Annotated in this window: 16 protein-coding genes; 6 read left to right on the top strand and 10 right to left on the bottom strand. The window is 61.1% G+C overall.

Annotated features, from left to right (window positions below):
- Positions 1–67: 67 nt before the first annotated feature.
- Positions 68–544, bottom strand: coding sequence for a winged helix-turn-helix transcriptional regulator (locus ACMUVN_RS13290; RefSeq protein WP_063476209.1), 477 nt, complete (start codon positions 542–544; stop codon positions 68–70).
- 90 nt (positions 545–634) lie between these two features.
- On the opposite strand from ACMUVN_RS13290, the gene ACMUVN_RS13285 reads away from it, so the two are divergent.
- Positions 635–1450, top strand: a complete 816-nt coding sequence (locus ACMUVN_RS13285) for an oxidoreductase (RefSeq protein WP_063476208.1) — start codon at positions 635–637, stop codon at positions 1448–1450.
- Positions 1451–1502: 52 nt separating this feature from the next.
- Entirely contained in the window at positions 1503–2504 is a 1002-nt protein-coding gene (locus ACMUVN_RS13280) for an NADP-dependent oxidoreductase (RefSeq protein ID WP_063476207.1), read from the top strand.
- Positions 2505–2584: 80 nt separating this feature from the next.
- Here the strand turns inward: ACMUVN_RS13280 and ACMUVN_RS13275 are convergent, their stop codons facing one another.
- Complete coding sequence (locus ACMUVN_RS13275) at positions 2585–3322, bottom strand: helix-turn-helix domain-containing protein (RefSeq protein ID WP_063476206.1); 738 nt, start codon at positions 3320–3322, stop codon at positions 2585–2587.
- 277 nt (positions 3323–3599) lie between these two features.
- On the opposite strand from ACMUVN_RS13275, the gene ACMUVN_RS13270 reads away from it, so the two are divergent.
- Positions 3600–4514: a DMT family transporter gene (locus tag ACMUVN_RS13270; RefSeq protein ID WP_063476205.1), complete on the top strand. Its 915-nt coding sequence runs from the start codon at positions 3600–3602 to the stop codon at positions 4512–4514.
- Positions 4515–4605: 91 nt separating this feature from the next.
- Here ACMUVN_RS13270 and ACMUVN_RS13265 read toward each other — a convergent pair whose 3' ends face one another.
- The 5 genes from ACMUVN_RS13265 to ACMUVN_RS13245 form a co-directional block, all read right to left on the bottom strand.
- A complete protein-coding gene (locus ACMUVN_RS13265; protein WP_063476204.1) occupies positions 4606–5808 on the bottom strand; it encodes an ROK family transcriptional regulator in 1203 nt (400 codons plus the stop codon).
- Between the two features lie 84 nt (positions 5809–5892).
- Positions 5893–7092, bottom strand: a complete 1200-nt coding sequence (locus ACMUVN_RS13260; RefSeq protein ID WP_063476203.1) for an MFS transporter — start codon at positions 7090–7092, stop codon at positions 5893–5895.
- Between the two features lie 163 nt (positions 7093–7255).
- A complete protein-coding gene (locus tag ACMUVN_RS13255; protein ID WP_047613294.1) occupies positions 7256–8032 on the bottom strand; it encodes an SDR family oxidoreductase in 777 nt (258 codons plus the stop codon).
- A gap of 25 nt (positions 8033–8057) precedes the next feature.
- Positions 8058–8921, bottom strand: a complete 864-nt coding sequence (locus ACMUVN_RS13250; protein WP_047613292.1) for a MurR/RpiR family transcriptional regulator — start codon at positions 8919–8921, stop codon at positions 8058–8060.
- Positions 8922–8942: 21 nt separating this feature from the next.
- On the bottom strand, positions 8943–9332 hold the full coding sequence (locus ACMUVN_RS13245; RefSeq protein WP_012555064.1) for a RidA family protein: 390 nt from the start codon (positions 9330–9332) through the stop codon (positions 8943–8945).
- A gap of 111 nt (positions 9333–9443) precedes the next feature.
- On the opposite strand from ACMUVN_RS13245, the gene ACMUVN_RS13240 reads away from it, so the two are divergent.
- Genes ACMUVN_RS13240 through ACMUVN_RS13230 form a run of 3 tightly spaced genes read left to right on the top strand, consistent with a single transcriptional unit; the run spans position 9444 to position 12533 of the window.
- A complete protein-coding gene (locus ACMUVN_RS13240; protein WP_047613290.1) occupies positions 9444–9926 on the top strand; it encodes a hypothetical protein in 483 nt (160 codons plus the stop codon).
- Between the two features lie 30 nt (positions 9927–9956).
- A complete protein-coding gene (locus tag ACMUVN_RS13235) occupies positions 9957–11432 on the top strand; it encodes a M81 family metallopeptidase (RefSeq protein ID WP_047613288.1) in 1476 nt (491 codons plus the stop codon).
- A complete protein-coding gene (locus ACMUVN_RS13230) occupies positions 11433–12533 on the top strand; it encodes a D-TA family PLP-dependent enzyme (RefSeq protein WP_063476202.1) in 1101 nt (366 codons plus the stop codon).
- A 32-nt stretch (positions 12534–12565) separates the two neighbouring features.
- Here the strand turns inward: ACMUVN_RS13230 and ACMUVN_RS13225 are convergent, their stop codons facing one another.
- From ACMUVN_RS13225 to ACMUVN_RS13215, 3 genes are all read right to left on the bottom strand, one after another.
- Positions 12566–12868 (bottom strand): hypothetical protein, encoded by a 303-nt coding sequence (locus ACMUVN_RS13225; RefSeq protein ID WP_063476201.1) that lies wholly within the window; start codon positions 12866–12868, stop codon positions 12566–12568.
- Between the two features lie 9 nt (positions 12869–12877).
- Positions 12878–14011: an ABC transporter ATP-binding protein gene (locus ACMUVN_RS13220; RefSeq protein ID WP_047613512.1), complete on the bottom strand. Its 1134-nt coding sequence runs from the start codon at positions 14009–14011 to the stop codon at positions 12878–12880.
- 90 nt (positions 14012–14101) lie between these two features.
- Positions 14102–15307 (bottom strand): ABC transporter substrate-binding protein, encoded by a 1206-nt coding sequence (locus tag ACMUVN_RS13215; RefSeq protein ID WP_047613511.1) that lies wholly within the window; start codon positions 15305–15307, stop codon positions 14102–14104.
- Between the last annotated feature and the right edge of the window lie 39 nt (positions 15308–15346).

The raw sequence follows: 15346 nt of genomic DNA, 5'->3' as shown, positions 1-15346 counted from the left end.
GTTTTGATTTGCCGACCACCCTTGCCATCGCCGGAGGCGGTGATGGCGGGGGATACTGACATTGCTTTCAAAGGGAATTGTCCGGTGCCGCTTCATCTGCCGCGGGCGGCTGACATTCGGCTGCGGCGATACGAATCGGACGTGTTCCAATCGGCGCGCCGGTCGCGCGGTCGATGGTGACGGGATCGATCTCGGTTCCGGTCTCGGCGTCGAAGAAGCGGGTGACGTCACCGCCGCCGCGATGCTTGCGGCCCCAGGCACCGATCGCAAACAGCACCGGCAGAAAGTCGCGGCCAGCCTCCGTCAGCACATATTCATCGCGCGGCGGGCGCTCGGAATAGCGGTGTTTTTCCAAGAGCCCTTCCTCGGTCAACGATGACAGCCGCCCCGTCAGCATCGTCGGGACGATGCCGAGGCTTTTGCGAAATTCATCGAAGCGGGTCAGCCCCGCATGGGCGTCGCGCATGATCAGCATGCTCCACGCATCGCCGACGAGCGCTAGGCTACGGGCGATCAGACAGGGTTGATTTGAAAGATTCTTCATGTCGATATCTTTTTAGTAGTGACTTGCTATCAATTTGATAGTAACAGGTTGCGCATAGATGTTCCATGACAAAAACGAAGGCAGACATTGATGAGCAAGAGAGAACGCGGCGTTGCCCTGGTCACCGGGGCTTCCTCCGGCATCGGGCTGGTGACGGCGAAAGCGCTGCGGCACGACGGTTACCGTGTGTTCGGCACCAGCCGGAAGCCGATGCCTGATACCGCCGATGGCATCACCATGCTGGTCTGCGACGTCATCGACGATCAATCCGTGCAGGGCGTCGTCGACGAGGTTCTGAAACGCACGGGACGGATCGATCTGCTCGTCAACAATGCCGGGATCGGCCTGCTCGGCGGTGCCGAGGAGTCGACGACGGCGCAGGCCAAAGCCGTCTTCGACGTCAACGTCTTCGGCACGATGCGCATGACCAATGCAGTGCTGCCGGTGATGCGGCGGCAGCGTAGCGGCCGGATCATCAACCTGAGCTCGATCCTCGGGCTGATCCCGGCGCCCTTCAACGCGCTCTACGCAGCAACCAAACACGCGATCGAAGGCTATTCGGAATCCCTCGACCATGAGGTGCGAACGCAGGGCATCCGCGTCGTGCTCGTCGAACCGGGCGTCACTCGCACCTCTTTCGAGGAGAACATCACCCGGCCGGACAAGCCGCTTGCCGTCTATGATGCGGTGCGCGCCGATGCAGAGAAGCTGATGCGCGAGATCGTCTCGAAGGGCGATGCGCCCGAAGTGGTCGCCGCAACCGTCGTCCGGGCTGCCAATGCGCCATCGCCCAAGAGACGTTACACGGCCGGGAAAGCAGCAGGACAGGTGCGTTTCATCCGCCGCTTCCTGCCCGAGTCCTTCGTCGACAAGAGCCTGCGGAAATTCAACAAACTTCCCGATTGATCCTGGCTTGCCGCGCATTGTCGGCTCATCACAAACACGAAAGTTCGCCTTCATGAAAGCATTCCTGATCGATCGCTACAAGAAAGGCGGCGCCCTCAGGCTCGGCCAGAGCCCTGAACCGCAGCTGCGCGAGAATGACGTCATGGTCGAGATCCATGCCGCTAGCGTGAACCCGCTGGATGCCAAGATCCGGGACGGAGAGTTCAAGCTGATCCTGCCTTACCGGCTTCCTTTGGTGCTCGGCAATGATGTCGCTGGTGTCGTGGTCCGGGTGGGCGCCAATGTCCGGCAATTCAAGCCCGGCGACGAGGTCTATGCGCGCCCCAGCAAGGATCGCATCGGCACCTTCGCCGAGTATATCGCCATCGACGCTGCCGATATCGCCCTGAAGCCCGCCAATCTCAGCATGGAAGAGGCCGCATCCATTCCGCTTGTGGCGCTGACCGCATGGCAGGCGCTGGTCGAGCGCGCCAAGCTGCAGAAGGGGCAGCGGGTGCTGATCCATGCGGGCTCGGGCGGCGTCGGCACCATCGCGATCCAGCTTGCCAAACATCTCGGCGCCCATGTGGCGACGACCGTGAGCACGGCAAATATCGAGCTGGTGAAAAGCCTCGGCGCCGACGTGTTGGTCGATTACAAGAAGGACGACTTCGAAAAGGTGCTGAAGGGCTATGACGTGGTGCTGAACAGCCTCGGCAAGGATACGCTGGAGAAATCGCTCGCCGTCCTCAAGCCGGGCGGCAAGCTGATCTCGATATCAGGTCCGCCTGATCCCGACTTCGCCAGGGAAAACGGCTTCGGCTGGCTGCTGCAGCAGGTCATGCGCTTCTTGAGCTTCGACATCAGGCGGAAATCGAAACGCCTGGGGATCGGCTATTCCTTCCTCTTCATGACGGCAAACGGCGCGCAACTCGGCAAGATCACCGCGCTGATCGAGGCGGGCGCCATCCGCCCCGTCATCGACCGGGCCTTCCCGTTCGAGAAGACCAACGAGGCGCTGGACTATGTGGAAACGGGACGCGCGAAGGGCAAGGTCGTCATCGCGGTGAAGTGAGGTCTTTAGCCGGGGGGCTTTTGCAGGACGTCAAGCGCGGATTGGTTTCGGAAAAGACAAGTGCGGTCGAGCGAAGGGCGTCACTGTTGCTGCCGGTAGGCAGAGGGTGTGACGCCTGTGCCCAACTTGAATGCCCGTGTCATGTGGCTCTGGCTGCTGAAACCGCAGGCCGAAGCGATCTGCGCGATCGGGTCCATGCCGCACAACATCGATTTGGCGCGCTCGACACGCCGATGGGCCACCCAGCCATGCGGGGACACACCATAGCTTGCCCGGAACATCCGCTGAAAATGAAAGGCGCTGAGCTGCCCGATCGTCGCCAGATCCTGTAGGCGGATCGTCTCACTGAGATGGGCCTCGATATACTCGAGAATACGGCGTCGCACATGAGGAGCGAGCCCGCCGCTGATCGCGCAGGGACGCATCCCGCCAAAACGCGGATCAACGAAAAGATCGTTGATCGTCTGCGTCATTGCTTCTTCAGCCAACAGATGACCGCCCGCCAAAATCGCTTTCGTCATCTGCCGCAGCGTGTGCGCCACGGCGGGTGCCTCTGCGAAGGTCACTTCGGGAAGAGCCATGAGCCGAGCATCGCGGTCAAACGTCTCCGAAAACATCCGGCGCATTTGATCGTCGGGAACATACAGATGCACGAATTCGAAGAAGTCGGTGATTTCCCATTCGGACGAGTGCCCCTGTGGCATGATGCACAGGACCCCTGGACGGCCGCGCACGGGGCTGCCGTCCAGACGACGCGTTCCGGCGCCGCCTCTGAGATAAAGACTGAACGTATGACCGTTCGGCCGCTCATAGCTCATCCTGTCGTGTGAATTGTTCCAGATGGCCGCTGATCGCCCGAAACCCAAATCGATGGATTGTGACATCCGCGCATTGGGAGATGCGGACAAAAACCTGAAAACCGAGAGTCGGCTATCTTTCACCAATACTTCCCCATGCCTGGCCACGCCTTGCGAACAATACTGGTCGACGACCCACATGGCGAGCAGGAAGTCCGGGCAAATCGATTTCATAGCAAGAATGTGCAAGAGCCCTGCGCGCGGTTCGCCTATTGGTCGCGAAAACGAGGATCACTCCATGGCAAATGCCGCTCTCTTCATCGCGACCGTCCTCATATGGGGGACGACCTGGATCGCCATTGCGATGCAGGTCGGTCCCGTGCCGGTCCTGGTCTCGGTCTTTTACAGATTTGCAGTCGCAGCAGTGATACTCGTCGCCATCCTGGCTGTCATGCGGCGACTCAAGCTCCCTACCTTGCGCGATCAACCTTTCATCCTTGCGCAAGCGCTCTGCCTGTTCAGCCTCAATTTCATCTGTTTCTACAGCGCCGCCGCCTCCATCCCGTCCGGGCTGATCTCCGTAATCTTTTCGCTCGCAACGATCTACAACGCAGTCAATGCGCGCCTGTTCTTCGGCGACCGCATTACGGGCCGCACGCTTCTCGCAGCGGCGCTCGGAGCAACCGGGCTCCTCCTGCTTTTCGGCGAGGAAGTTGTCGTCGATTTCGATACGGGCACGTTGAAAGGGATCGGGCTCGCAGCGCTTGGCACGCTCTTCTTCTCGCTGGGCAACATGGCATCGCGTCGAAACAGCGCGGTCGGAATCTCACCGCTGACCGCCAATGCATGGGGCATGACCTATGGCGCGATCATCCTCCTCTTCCTGATTGCCGTGACGCAAACGCCGATCGTGGCGCCGCCCAACATCACCTATATTGCCGCCCTGTTCTATCTCGCGGCAATCGGATCGGTGATCGGTTTCACCACCTACCTGATGCTGGTGTCCCGCATCGGTTCCTCACGCGCTGCCTATGCCACCGTCCTGTTCCCGATCGTTGCCCTGTCATTGTCGACGGTCTTTGAAGGCTACCACTGGAGCGGTCTGGGCCTGATCGGCCTGGCGCTGACGCTTCTCGGGAACGTGGTCATCTTTGCGCGACCTCTCGCCCGTCGCCCGCTGCAAGCAGATGCGAGGCAGCCGGCCGGCGGATGAGGCCGGCATCGGTAACCTCCCGGGCGCTCTAGCACTTTGAATCTACGCATCGCGCTTTCCGAAAATCGATTCCGATTTTCGGGCCGATGCGCTAGCCGAGCGGTTTTTGCAGGACGTCGAAGCGCGGATTGGTTTCGGAAAAGATCGGCAGCGCGGCGGCGCCGAGGATGGCCGTATCCTTGCCGGTCATGCCGATCATGACGCGAGGCGCGGTGCGCTTCTGGCTGGGGTCGATCGGGGTGTACAGCGGCTCCAGCCGCTCTGCCAGCCGAAGCATCAGCGATGTCGATATGCTGCCGCCGAGCACGATGGTCTGCGGATCGAAGGCCAGTTCCAGAAAATCGACAGTCTGCCGCAGCGGCTGGACGGCCTGATCGAGCCAGGCATCGAGACCCTCACCGCCCCTGGCGATCAGTGCGTCGAGATCGTCAGGCGAAAGCTCCTCGGCATTGGCAATGCCCATGAATTCGTAGGCAACGGTCGGCGAAATGTAGCGATCCAGACAACCGCGCTTGCCGCAGCTGCAGAGCTTGCCATGCGGTTCGACGATGATATGCCCGATCTCGCCGGCATTGTTGCGGCTGCCCTTGTAGAGGTGGCCGTCGAGGAACATTCCCGCACCGATGCCGCCGCCGCCGGCGAGGAAGAGACAGACGAAGCTGCCCAAACCGCGGGCGACGCCGTGAAGACGCTCGCCGATCGCCGCTGCCGTCGCATCGTTCTCGACGAGCACCGGCACCTTCACCCGCTGTTCCAGCTCATGCCCGACAGGAAAGTCCTGCCAGCCGGGCAGGCTCTGCGGGCTGAGAGAGGTTGTGCCGCCATCGGCATAACGGCCGGGCAGGGCCATGCCGACGCCGAGCAGCCGGTTCCGGTCGAATGCGAAGGCCTGCTGAAGATCCTCGACGATTGTCTGGAGAGCCGGCATGGCCCTTTGCGGATCGGGGTGTTCGACATGGCGCTCGATGCGTGCGCAAACGGCGCCGGACAGATCCGTCAGAACGCCGCTTGCGCGCTGGCGGCCGAGTTCGAGGCCAATCGAATAGGCACCGCGTGGATTGATGGTGTAGGGGATGATCGGCTGACCGCGCGCCAGCTTCTGCGCCTCGGACGGGACGAGAAGGTGCGATCTCTCCAGTTCCTCGACGATATTCGAGACGGTCTGGGCGGTCAGCGCCGTCATCCGGGCGATCGCCGCGCGCGACAAGGGGCCGTGCGTGCGGACAGCCTCGATCACCACACGCCGGTTGTGAGACTTGGCCTGCTCGAGATTCGTGCCAGAGATCGCCTTCATGTCGCCTTCAAAGGAAATGGTGCGTCACCCTTGTCACAAGACGAACAGCGATGAAAGCTCCATTCTTCGCAACGTCTTATTTGCTCAACGGGCTCTGCGTCCTTGCAGGAAGCCGAGGAGCGCTATGCCGGATAATCCGGTGACGGCGCTCAGGATGGCGGTTCCCGAATAGCCTGTCATGAATGTGCCGGCGGCAAAGACCAGCGCGCCGATCCCGGCGCTGGCAAAGATGTTGACGGAGATCAGTGCGCTGCCGAGCCCCGGCCGGTCGGCGATGAGATCCTGCAGATAGGTGATCGGAAAGCTGATGATCGCGGCCGCTCCAATGCCTGCGAGCAAGGTGAGCCCATAGAGGTGCCACGGCTGCGAGGCAAAGCCGAGAAGGCTGAGGAATACGGCATAGATGACGGTGCCGGCGGCAAGCGCCGTCATCTGCCCGGTCTTCCGGGCAATCCGCGACCAGATGATGATGAAGACGACCTCCAGCAATGCGACGATGCCGACAAGAATGCCGACGTCGCTGAGCTTGCCATGCGCAGCACCGGTGGCGATCAACGGCAGAAGGGCGTCATTGAGATGCAGCGTGCTGGTAATCAGCGCCACCCCGCAAATATGCGCGGAGATGCGCGGCGAAACCACCTGGCGCAGCGCGCCGAGATAGCTGAGATGATGGACCGCGGCCATCTCCGTTGCCGACCGCTTGGGCAGGGCGAAGATGATGATCGCCTGGCAGAGCAGACATGAGATGGCGGCAAAGAGATAGGCCGGCAGCATGCTCGATGCGCCGGACAGCATGAGGCCTGTTATCCCCGGGATCAGCACCCAGGACAGCGAGATCATGGCGCGCACACCGGAGTTGGCCGTCACCATGTCGCTTCGGTTCATGCCGTGCATCGCCGCGCGTGCATTGGCAAACAGCAGCGAGTTCAGCGCCCCGTAAATCGGCAGCGGCAGCAAGCCGCTGATGACGAAGACGGCGGCTGTGGGAAAAGCGTAGACCATGCCGTAGCCGGCGATGCCGAACAGGCAGGCGCCGATCATCGTCGACCTGTACTCGCCCAGCCGATCGGCGAGATTGCCGAGCAGGATGCTGATGACGACGTTCACCGCCGCCGAGACGAAACTCAGGAAGGAATAGAGGCCGTCGCTCAAGCCCAATTCGCGGATACCGACGATCGAACGGTAGGGTGCAGTCATCGCCCCCGCCATCCCGAAGGTAAAAATGGCGATCATGCTGGCGCGGATCGCCGGATTGCGGAAGACATCGGGAAAAAGGCGGCTCATGCGGTCATCGATCCGAAGTAAGCCGGCTTCACAACCTGCTCCTCTCGTATTCCTCTAGAGCAATTCCAGGAAAAGTACGAACCGGTTTTTCGTCCGGAATTGCGTAAAAACAAAAAGTTAGAGCGGTTCGGCGCTTCCATGAAAAGATGAACCGCTCTGGATTTCAATAATGTTCCGATTGCGAGAAGGTCCGCGCCAGTTCGGCTTGGCCAGCCGTGAGGCCGCAATCGACTGGCAGGCAGACGCCTGTGATCGCTGCGGCAAGAGGACCGGCAAGGAAGGCCACGGCATTGGCGACGTCTTTCGGATCGACGACGCGCTGCAGCGGATACCAGCGGCGAGCTTCCTCGAAAACATTTGGATTGGCGCTTGCGCGTGCTTCCCAGGCCTGCGTCTTCACCGTGCCGGGTGCGACGGCATTGGAGCGGATGCCGAACTTGCCGTATTCCACGGCAACCAACCGGGTAAAATGCAGAAGGCCTGCCTTGGCGGCGCTATAGGCAGGGTGTCCGAAGACATGCAGGCCGTTGACCGAGGCGATGTTGACGACGGAGCCCTTCGAGGCCTTCAGCATGGGCTCGCATGCGCGGAAACATAAGAATGCCGCTTCGAGATTGAGCGCAACGTCCGCCCGCCAGATCTCCGGCGTCGTCTCGTGCAGGTTGGTGGCGCGGGCCGCACCGGCATTGTTGACGAGGGTCCGAACCACACCGATCTCCGCCGCACGCCTTGCCAATTCGGCAATGCTCGTCTCGTTGGTCACGTCGCATCCGACGGCCACGAAACGATTGCCCGGCCCGAGTTTTGACGCCACGGCAGCCGCAGCGGCAGCATCGATGTCGGCGAGCAGCACGACGTCGTGGTCATCGGCGAGCCGTGCGGCGATCGCCGCGCCGATATCGCCTGCAGCGCCGGTCACGATGGCTATCGACTGCGTCATTTCCTGTCGCTCCCGTTCATGAACCTCAATCTCCAAGCAATTGCCGGTCGTCGCCGTCGCGGTGAATGACCAGCTGCTGCTTGATGCGCCGAAGCGTGGTCGTCGCCTTTGGCTGAACGGCGTAGGCGACCAGGCTCGACAGAATATCGACCGTCGCGATGTAGGCGATGCGCGTGGAGGTCGGGCGATAGATATTGCTGCCTTCGGGAAGGTCGATCGGCACGACGATCTCGGCAGCCTTGGCAACCGGGCTTGCCGTCTGGGTCAGAGCGATCGTCTTCACCTTGGCCTGGCGGGCAAGCTCGAAGGCCCGCACCAGCTCCGTATTGCGTCCCGAGAAGGAGGAGCCGATCAACACGTCGCCGGGCCTTGCCGCGGCAGCCATCATCAGCTGCATGCTGTGGTCGGAACTTGCCGTGATGCGCAACCCGAGACGGAAGAGGCGATTCTGGAGTTCGTCCGCGATCATCGACGAATTGCCGCCCGAGCCGAAGGCGTAAATCATATCGGCCTTGGCGATATGCGAAACGGCGGCTTCGATCGCGGCGAGATCAAGCGACCGGTGCAGGAGAAACAACGCGTTCTGGGCCTTGGTGATGATATCCTGGGCCACATCGGCCGGGTCGGTGCTTTTCGATTCCGGTTTCAGATAACGCACGCCGATATGGGCGGTTCGGGCGAGCTGCACCTTGAAGTCGGAGAAACTTTCGCAACCCAGCCGACGGCAAAAACGGGTGACGGTCGGCGGCGATACCTCGGCCCGTTCCGCCAGCTCGATGATCGAGGCGTTCACGGCAAACTCGAAGTCGTTGACGATGATTTCCGCGATGCGGCTCTCGGAGGGGGAGAGCCGGCTCTTGTCTTCCTGCAATGTCGAAAAGATATCCAAACCCGTCCCCCCGATGGCGCGCTATCCATCCTTCTTCTTATAGGCCACGCAGTCGATCTCAACCTTGCAATCGACCATCATCGACGATTGCACACAGGCGCGTGCCGGCGGATGTTCGCCGAAATACTCCTGATAGATTTTATTGAAGGTCCAGAAGTCGCGCGGATCGTCGAGCCAGACGCCGACGCGCACGACGTCCTCGACGCCGTACCCGGCCTCATCGAGGATCGCCAGCACATTGGCGATCGTCTTGTGGGTCTGGGCAATGATGTTACCGTCGATGATTTCGCCATCTTCCATCGCAACCTGCCCGGAAACATACAGCCATCCGTCGGCTTCGACCGCACGTGCGAAAGGCAGCGCCTTGCCGCCGGCGCCGGTTTGAACAGTGCCATAGCGCTTGATGGGCATGCTGAAGTCCTTGCAAATTATTTTCTTGATAAGTTGACAAATGACCATAGAAAGCGGAATTTGACCAGTGAAAAACGCGATTTATGAAAAGAATTTCAATCCGGGGCAAACATGCGCGATCCTTTCCTAAATCCTTTCCCGTCCGACAGCGCCCGGTCTGCGATCTGGGAAATGCTCGTTCCGCGCGATATCGATGCCTTTCTGGCCGCCGACTGGTCGATGGTCGAGCATGACTTCGTCGAAGAGGGCTTCATCGGCATCGACGGTCAGAAGGCCGTCAGCCCCGACAAGTGGCGCCTCGCATTTCCGACGCTGTCGGCCTATCGCGAGGAATGGCTGAGGCAGGCCAGGGATTTCGCCGCACAGAGTTTCGCGGAAGATGCGCGCACGGCGATCTTCACCACGACGACGCTTGAGGATATCGAGATCGAAGGCGACATGGCGCTTGTCCGCAAGAAATTCGACGGCGGCATTTCCAAGCCTGACGGCACCCGCGATATCATGCAATGGCAGACGCTTTATTATTGCAGGCTTCACCAAGGACGCTGGAAAATCTCAGGTTTCACCGGCTACCTGCCGAACCCGATGGGTTGACGCGCGGACGACAACACGAAGGCCACTTTCTTGCGCATTTTCACCGCAGCACTGGCGACCGAGACCAACACCTTTTCCCCGATCTGCGTGGATCGCCGCGCATTCGAAGCCTCGCTTTATGCCCCGCCCGGCCAACATCCGGAAACGCCGACGCTCTGCACTGCACCGATCACCGTCGGAAGGCGCGTCGCCCGAGAAAAAGGTTGGGAGCTGATCGAGGGAACCGCCACCTGGGCCGATCCCGCCGGTCTCGTCAACCGGGCGACCTACGAAGAATTGCGTGACGAAATCCTCGATCAACTCCGCGCGGCAATGCCGGTCGACGCTGTCGTGATGGGCCTGCATGGGGCCATGGTGGCCGCCGGATACGAGGACACGGAAGGCGATCTTCTCGCGCGCATGCGCGAGATGGTCGGGCCCGACGTGCTGATCTGCGCCGAACTCGATCCGCACAGCCATCTCACGGTAAAACGCGTCGCGGCACTCGATTTCGCCGTCTATTTCAAGGAATTTCCGCATACGGATTTCGTCGATCGCGCCGAGGATCTCTGGCGCATCGCCGTGGAAACACTGGAAGGCCGGGCCCAGCCTGATATGTCGGTGTTCGACTGCAAGATGATCGACGTCTTCCCGACATCGCGCGAGCCGATGCGCTCCTTCGTCGACAAGATCATGCGGATCGAGAAAGATGATCCGGACATCCTGTCGATCTCGGTGATCCACGGCTTCATGGTGGGCGACGTTCCCGAAATGGGAACGAAGCTGCTTGTCGTGACCGACGACAAGCCGGAAAAGGGTGCGGCTCTGGCGCGCGAACTCGGCCTGGAGCTGTTTTCCAAGCGCGGCACCTTCATGGTTCCGCAGATCGACGAGAAGGAAGCCGTGTCGCGGGCGATGGCCGCCACCGCATGGCCCGTCGTCATTGCCGACGTCTGGGACAATCCGGGCGGCGGCACGGCAGGGGATGCCACTGTCGTCCTCGGCGAACTCCTGGCCCGCGGCGTCACCAGCGCCGCGATCGGCACGATCTGGGATCCGGTCGCCGTGCAGATCTGTTTTGCGGCGGGCGAGGGGGCGGAGATTCCGCTGCGCTTCGGCGCCAAGTCGGCGCCCGGCACCGGCAACCCCATCGACGGCACCGTGAAGATCGTCAAGCTCTTGAAGAACGCCGAGATGCAGTTCGGCGAGAGCCTCGCACCTTTCGGCGATGCCGCCCATATCGTGCTTGACGGCATCGACATCATCCTCAATTCCACCCGCGCCCAAAGCTTCGATCCGAGCCTTTTTTCGGTGATGGGCATCGATCCCACCAGGCAGAAGATCCTGGTGATCAAATCCACCAACCACTTCTTCGCGTCCTTCTCGAAGATCGCAGCGGAAATCCTTTACTGCTCCGCCGGAACGCCCTATCCCAATAATCCGGCAACGACGCCGTACCAGCGGGCACCGAAGACCATCTGGCCGATCGTCGCCGATCCACATGGGATAGAACGCGGAGCCGCCTAGATGCCTGATACCAGCTTCGCCGTCGTCGCCAAGGCAGGCGACAGGATCGCCGACCTCTCGACGCCGCGTCCCGTGATCGACGAAGACAGGCTGGCGGCAAACATCGCCCGCGTTCAATCCTACATGGATCAGCACGGGCTGAACTTCCGGCCGCATATCAAGACGCACAAGATCCCGGCCCTGGCCGTCGCGCAGACTGCCGCGGGCGCCAAGGGCATCAATTGCCAGAAGGTGACGGAAGCCGAAGTCTTCGCCGCGGCCGGCTTCGAGGACATCCTCATCACCTTCAATATCCTCGGACCGCAGAAAATCGAGCGGCTGGCCAGGCTGAACGACAGGATTTCGGCGCTCAAGGTCGTCGCCGACAGCGAAGTGACGGTCGATGGGCTGGCAGCACATTTCTCCGGCCACAAGCCGCTGAACGTACTGGTCGAATGCGATACCGGCGCTGGCCGCTGCGGCGTACAGACGCCGGGGGAGGCGGCCTCGCTCGCCAAGCGCATCGCCGCCGCCGACGGCCTGACCTTCGGCGGCATCGTGACCTATCCGAAGCCGCAATCGGCGGCCGCCGTGGAAGCCTTCATCGCTGAAACGCTGGCACAGCTGAAAGCCGAAGGCATTGCCTGCCCGATCGTCAGCAATGGCGGCACACCCAGCCTCTTCGAGGCCCATCTCGTCAAATCGGCCACCGAACACCGCGCCGGCACCTACATCTACAACGACCGCCAGATGGTGCGCATGGGCCATTGCACCGAGGACGATTGCGCCATGCATGTTCTGGTGACCGTGGTGTCACGCCCAAATGTCGACCGCGCCGTCATCGATGCCGGCTCAAAGGCGCTGACCTCGGATCTTCAGGGCTTCAGCGATTACGGCCTGATCGTCGGTTATCCCCAAGCGCGGATCAGCAGCCTCTCGGAAGAACACGGCGTCATCGATCTGTCCAATTGCACCGGCCCCCGGCCGCAGATCGGCGAGAAGCTCTTCATCATCCCGAACCACACCTGCGTGGTATCCAACCTGTTCGATACGATGGTCTTCCACCGCGGTGGCGTCGTCACCCGCGTCGAGGAAGTCGCGGCCCGCGGCCTCGTCTGGTAGGGGAGGAACGCCGCTCGACGGGGCTCAGTGCGTCACTTGGGCATATCGTGAAGGTATGTTTCAAACTTTGACCAGAACTGGTGGTCAAATACGGTTTCTTTATCGAGCTTTAGCTGCCGTGCCATGCCGATGCATTCGCTGGCGTTTAGTTTGATCGTTTTTCGAGATTTGATAAGCTCTAAAAACAGACCCTCGAAAGCCATTTCATATTCTCGATTGTCCAGATAAAGCCCAATGGCCTCACCGGATTCAGCATCGAGATCTGCGCGTGACATCACGCTTCGCACAAACTGATCGATCGGCTCAAAATCATCACTTGTTTGTCCGCACGGCATGTATCCGTCCTAGGCGGCCGTCGGATTGATGAGGTTCATATCGATTTCGGTCAGTTCCACCCGCCGCTCGAAGGCAATGCCCGCCTCGTCGAAGAGGTGGCAGTCCGCAGCATTGATGCCGGTTGCGACAGGCGCATCCGCGCGGATGCCGACGCTGCCGGGCAGCATGGCGCAGAAATTCTCGGCTTCGCCGTTCAGCGAGGCGTAAGCGACCGTATTTGCCCCGAGGCGCTCGATGACCGTCGGCGTCACGGTAAAGACGATGTCGCCGCCGCCGAGCTGGATATGCTCCGGCCGGATGCCGAGCGTCAAAGCCTTGCCGACCATGCCGTCGCGCGGCGTCACTGGCAGAACGGCTGTCTGGCCCTGATAATCCACCTCGACGCCATTGGCGCTGACGCCCTTGCAGGTCACCGGCAGGAAATTCATTTTCGGATTACCGATGAAGCCGGCGACAAACTGGTTTGCCGGCTTGTGATAAAGCTCCAGCGGCGCCCCCGTCTGCGAGATATCGCCGGAATCGAGCACCACGATACGATCGGCCATGGTCATCGCCTCGACCTGATCGTGCGTCACATAGATCATCGTCGCCTTCAACTGCCTGTGCAGCTTGGCAAGCTCGATGCGCATGTCGGCGCGCAGTGCTGCGTCGAGGTTGGAAAGCGGCTCGTCGAACAGGAAGATCTTCGGTTCGCGCACGATGGCGCGGCCGATCGCGACGCGCTGGCGCTGGCCACCGGACAGCATGCCGGGTTTCTGCTGCAACCGCTGTTCGAGGTGAAGGATGCGGGCGGCATTTTCCACCTTGGCCTTGAGCTTTTCCTCTTCCATCCTTTCGACGCGAAGCGGGAAGGCAATGTTTTCGAAAACTGTCATGTGCGGATAGAGCGCGTAGGACTGAAACACCATGGCGATGCCGCGCTTGACCGGCGGCAGGTCATTGACCCTGATACCATCGATAACGATATCGCCCGCGCTCGTCGCATCGAGACCGGCAATCATGCGCAGCAGGGTGGATTTGCCGCAGCCTGACGGGCCGACGAAGACGACGAACTCGCCGTTCCTCACCTCGAGCTGCACGCCCTTCAGAACTTCGTAGTCGCCATAGAACTTCTGAACTTTGTTGAGAAGGAGCTGTCCCAAAAATCTGTCTCCACCGGCGGCCTTGTCGCACATTCGATCGGGGAGGGATCGCGGGCTGTGCACCCGCGATCCCAAAGAGTCCAAAGCGCTTTACTTGAACGCTTCGATTTCGCCGGCAGCCTTCTTCAGCGCGGCTTCCGGTTCGGCCTTGCCCGTCACCACCGACTGAATCATCTCGATGATCGAGTTCTGGAAGCCCTTGTAGTCGGTGAAGAGCGGTTCGGGACCACCATAGTTGATACCCTCGATGAGCGGCTTCCAGTAAGGATCCTTGGCGACGAACTCGTCGACCTTTGCCGACGGGCGCAGCGGGGTCAGGCCGGCACCGCCCTGCAGCTCGTATTCCGACTGGACGTCGGGCGAGGTGATGAACTTGGCGAATTCCGTCGCCTTCTCCTCGACCCCCGAACCCTTGAAGATCGCCAGGCTGTCGGTGATCAGCAGCGTGCCGGGTCCCTTGGCGTCGGGACCGAGCGGCAGCGTCGCAATACCCCAGGCAATCTTCGTCTCCTTCAGCCTGGAGGCGGCGCCCGATCCTGCCTGGATCATGGCGACCTTGCCGTCGAGGAAGATGGCGCGGACTTCGTTCTGCTCATAGGCCGTCGGGCCTTCCTCGGAGTAGGGGACGATATCCTTGTAGGCCTTCAGCGCGGCGAGAATCTGCGGGCTGTCGAGCGTGACCTTGCCTTCGGCATCCGTCACCGCGCCGTTGTTGGTGTAAACCCAATGCATGAACTGGTGCATCGTGTTGTCGAAGGTCTTGGCGGAGAGACCGAAGCCCGGAATGCCGGTCTTTTCCTTGATGGTCTTGGCCATTTCGATTTCTTCAGCCCAGGTCTTCGGCGGCTTCTCGGGATCGAGGCCGGCCTGCTTGAAGAGGTCCTTGTTCCAGTAAAGCGCCTTGGTGGAGAAAGCGATCGGGACGCCCCACTGGGTATCCTCGAAGGTCACCGTGTCGACGATGTGCGGATAGTAGCTCTTCTTTTCGTCATCGGTCATCGGCACCGGGACGATCAAGTCGTTCTGCGCGAATTCCTTCAGCGTGCGCGAGCCGACATAGGCCATGGCAACGGGCGTGCCGGCGGCGGCGAGCGTCGTTGCCTTGTCCTGGCACTGCGCCCAGCCGACAACTTCGGGCGTGACCTTCCAACCTGCGTTCTTTTCTTCCCACTGCTTGATGTATTTGGTGTGGACCGGGTCGATCGTGTCGCCGCAATAGATCCAGCTGATTTCCTTGTCGGCCGCCTGGGCAGTGACTGCGGTCAATGCCGTCGAACCGAGCAAGGCGAGGGCCATCAGGCCTGTCTTGATGGTAATGCTCACGTCGTGACTCCC

This window comes from Rhizobium sp. IY2 (genome assembly GCF_047532935.1).
In the GTDB taxonomy this organism is placed as follows: Bacteria; Pseudomonadota; Alphaproteobacteria; order Rhizobiales; family Rhizobiaceae; genus Rhizobium; species Rhizobium anhuiense.
Note: the sequence above shows the minus strand (reverse complement) of the source record. Positions and strands in the feature narration are given on the sequence as shown.

What these genes read in the sequence shown, in the direction of transcription:
- ACMUVN_RS13265 (WP_063476204.1), bottom strand. Translation starts at nt 5,808, where the DNA reads ATGAAGGCGATCTCTGGCACGAATCTCGAGCAGGCCAAGTCTCACAAC.
- ACMUVN_RS13245 (WP_012555064.1), bottom strand. Translation starts at nt 9,332, where the DNA reads ATGCCCATCAAGCGCTATGGCACTGTTCAAACCGGCGCCGGCGGCAAG.
- ACMUVN_RS13240 (WP_047613290.1), top strand. Translation starts at nt 9,444, where the DNA reads ATGCGCGATCCTTTCCTAAATCCTTTCCCGTCCGACAGCGCCCGGTCT.
- ACMUVN_RS13275 (WP_063476206.1), bottom strand. Translation starts at nt 3,322, where the DNA reads ATGAGCTATGAGCGGCCGAACGGTCATACGTTCAGTCTTTATCTCAGA.
- ACMUVN_RS13280 (WP_063476207.1), top strand. Translation starts at nt 1,503, where the DNA reads ATGAAAGCATTCCTGATCGATCGCTACAAGAAAGGCGGCGCCCTCAGG.
- ACMUVN_RS13290 (WP_063476209.1), bottom strand. Translation starts at nt 544, where the DNA reads ATGAAGAATCTTTCAAATCAACCCTGTCTGATCGCCCGTAGCCTAGCG.
- ACMUVN_RS13270 (WP_063476205.1), top strand. Translation starts at nt 3,600, where the DNA reads ATGGCAAATGCCGCTCTCTTCATCGCGACCGTCCTCATATGGGGGACG.
- ACMUVN_RS13285 (WP_063476208.1), top strand. Translation starts at nt 635, where the DNA reads ATGAGCAAGAGAGAACGCGGCGTTGCCCTGGTCACCGGGGCTTCCTCC.
- ACMUVN_RS13260 (WP_063476203.1), bottom strand. Translation starts at nt 7,092, where the DNA reads ATGAGCCGCCTTTTTCCCGATGTCTTCCGCAATCCGGCGATCCGCGCC.
- ACMUVN_RS13225 (WP_063476201.1), bottom strand. Translation starts at nt 12,868, where the DNA reads ATGCCGTGCGGACAAACAAGTGATGATTTTGAGCCGATCGATCAGTTT.
- ACMUVN_RS13230 (WP_063476202.1), top strand. Translation starts at nt 11,433, where the DNA reads ATGCCTGATACCAGCTTCGCCGTCGTCGCCAAGGCAGGCGACAGGATC.
- ACMUVN_RS13215 (WP_047613511.1), bottom strand. Translation starts at nt 15,307, where the DNA reads ATGGCCCTCGCCTTGCTCGGTTCGACGGCATTGACCGCAGTCACTGCC.
- ACMUVN_RS13255 (WP_047613294.1), bottom strand. Translation starts at nt 8,032, where the DNA reads ATGACGCAGTCGATAGCCATCGTGACCGGCGCTGCAGGCGATATCGGC.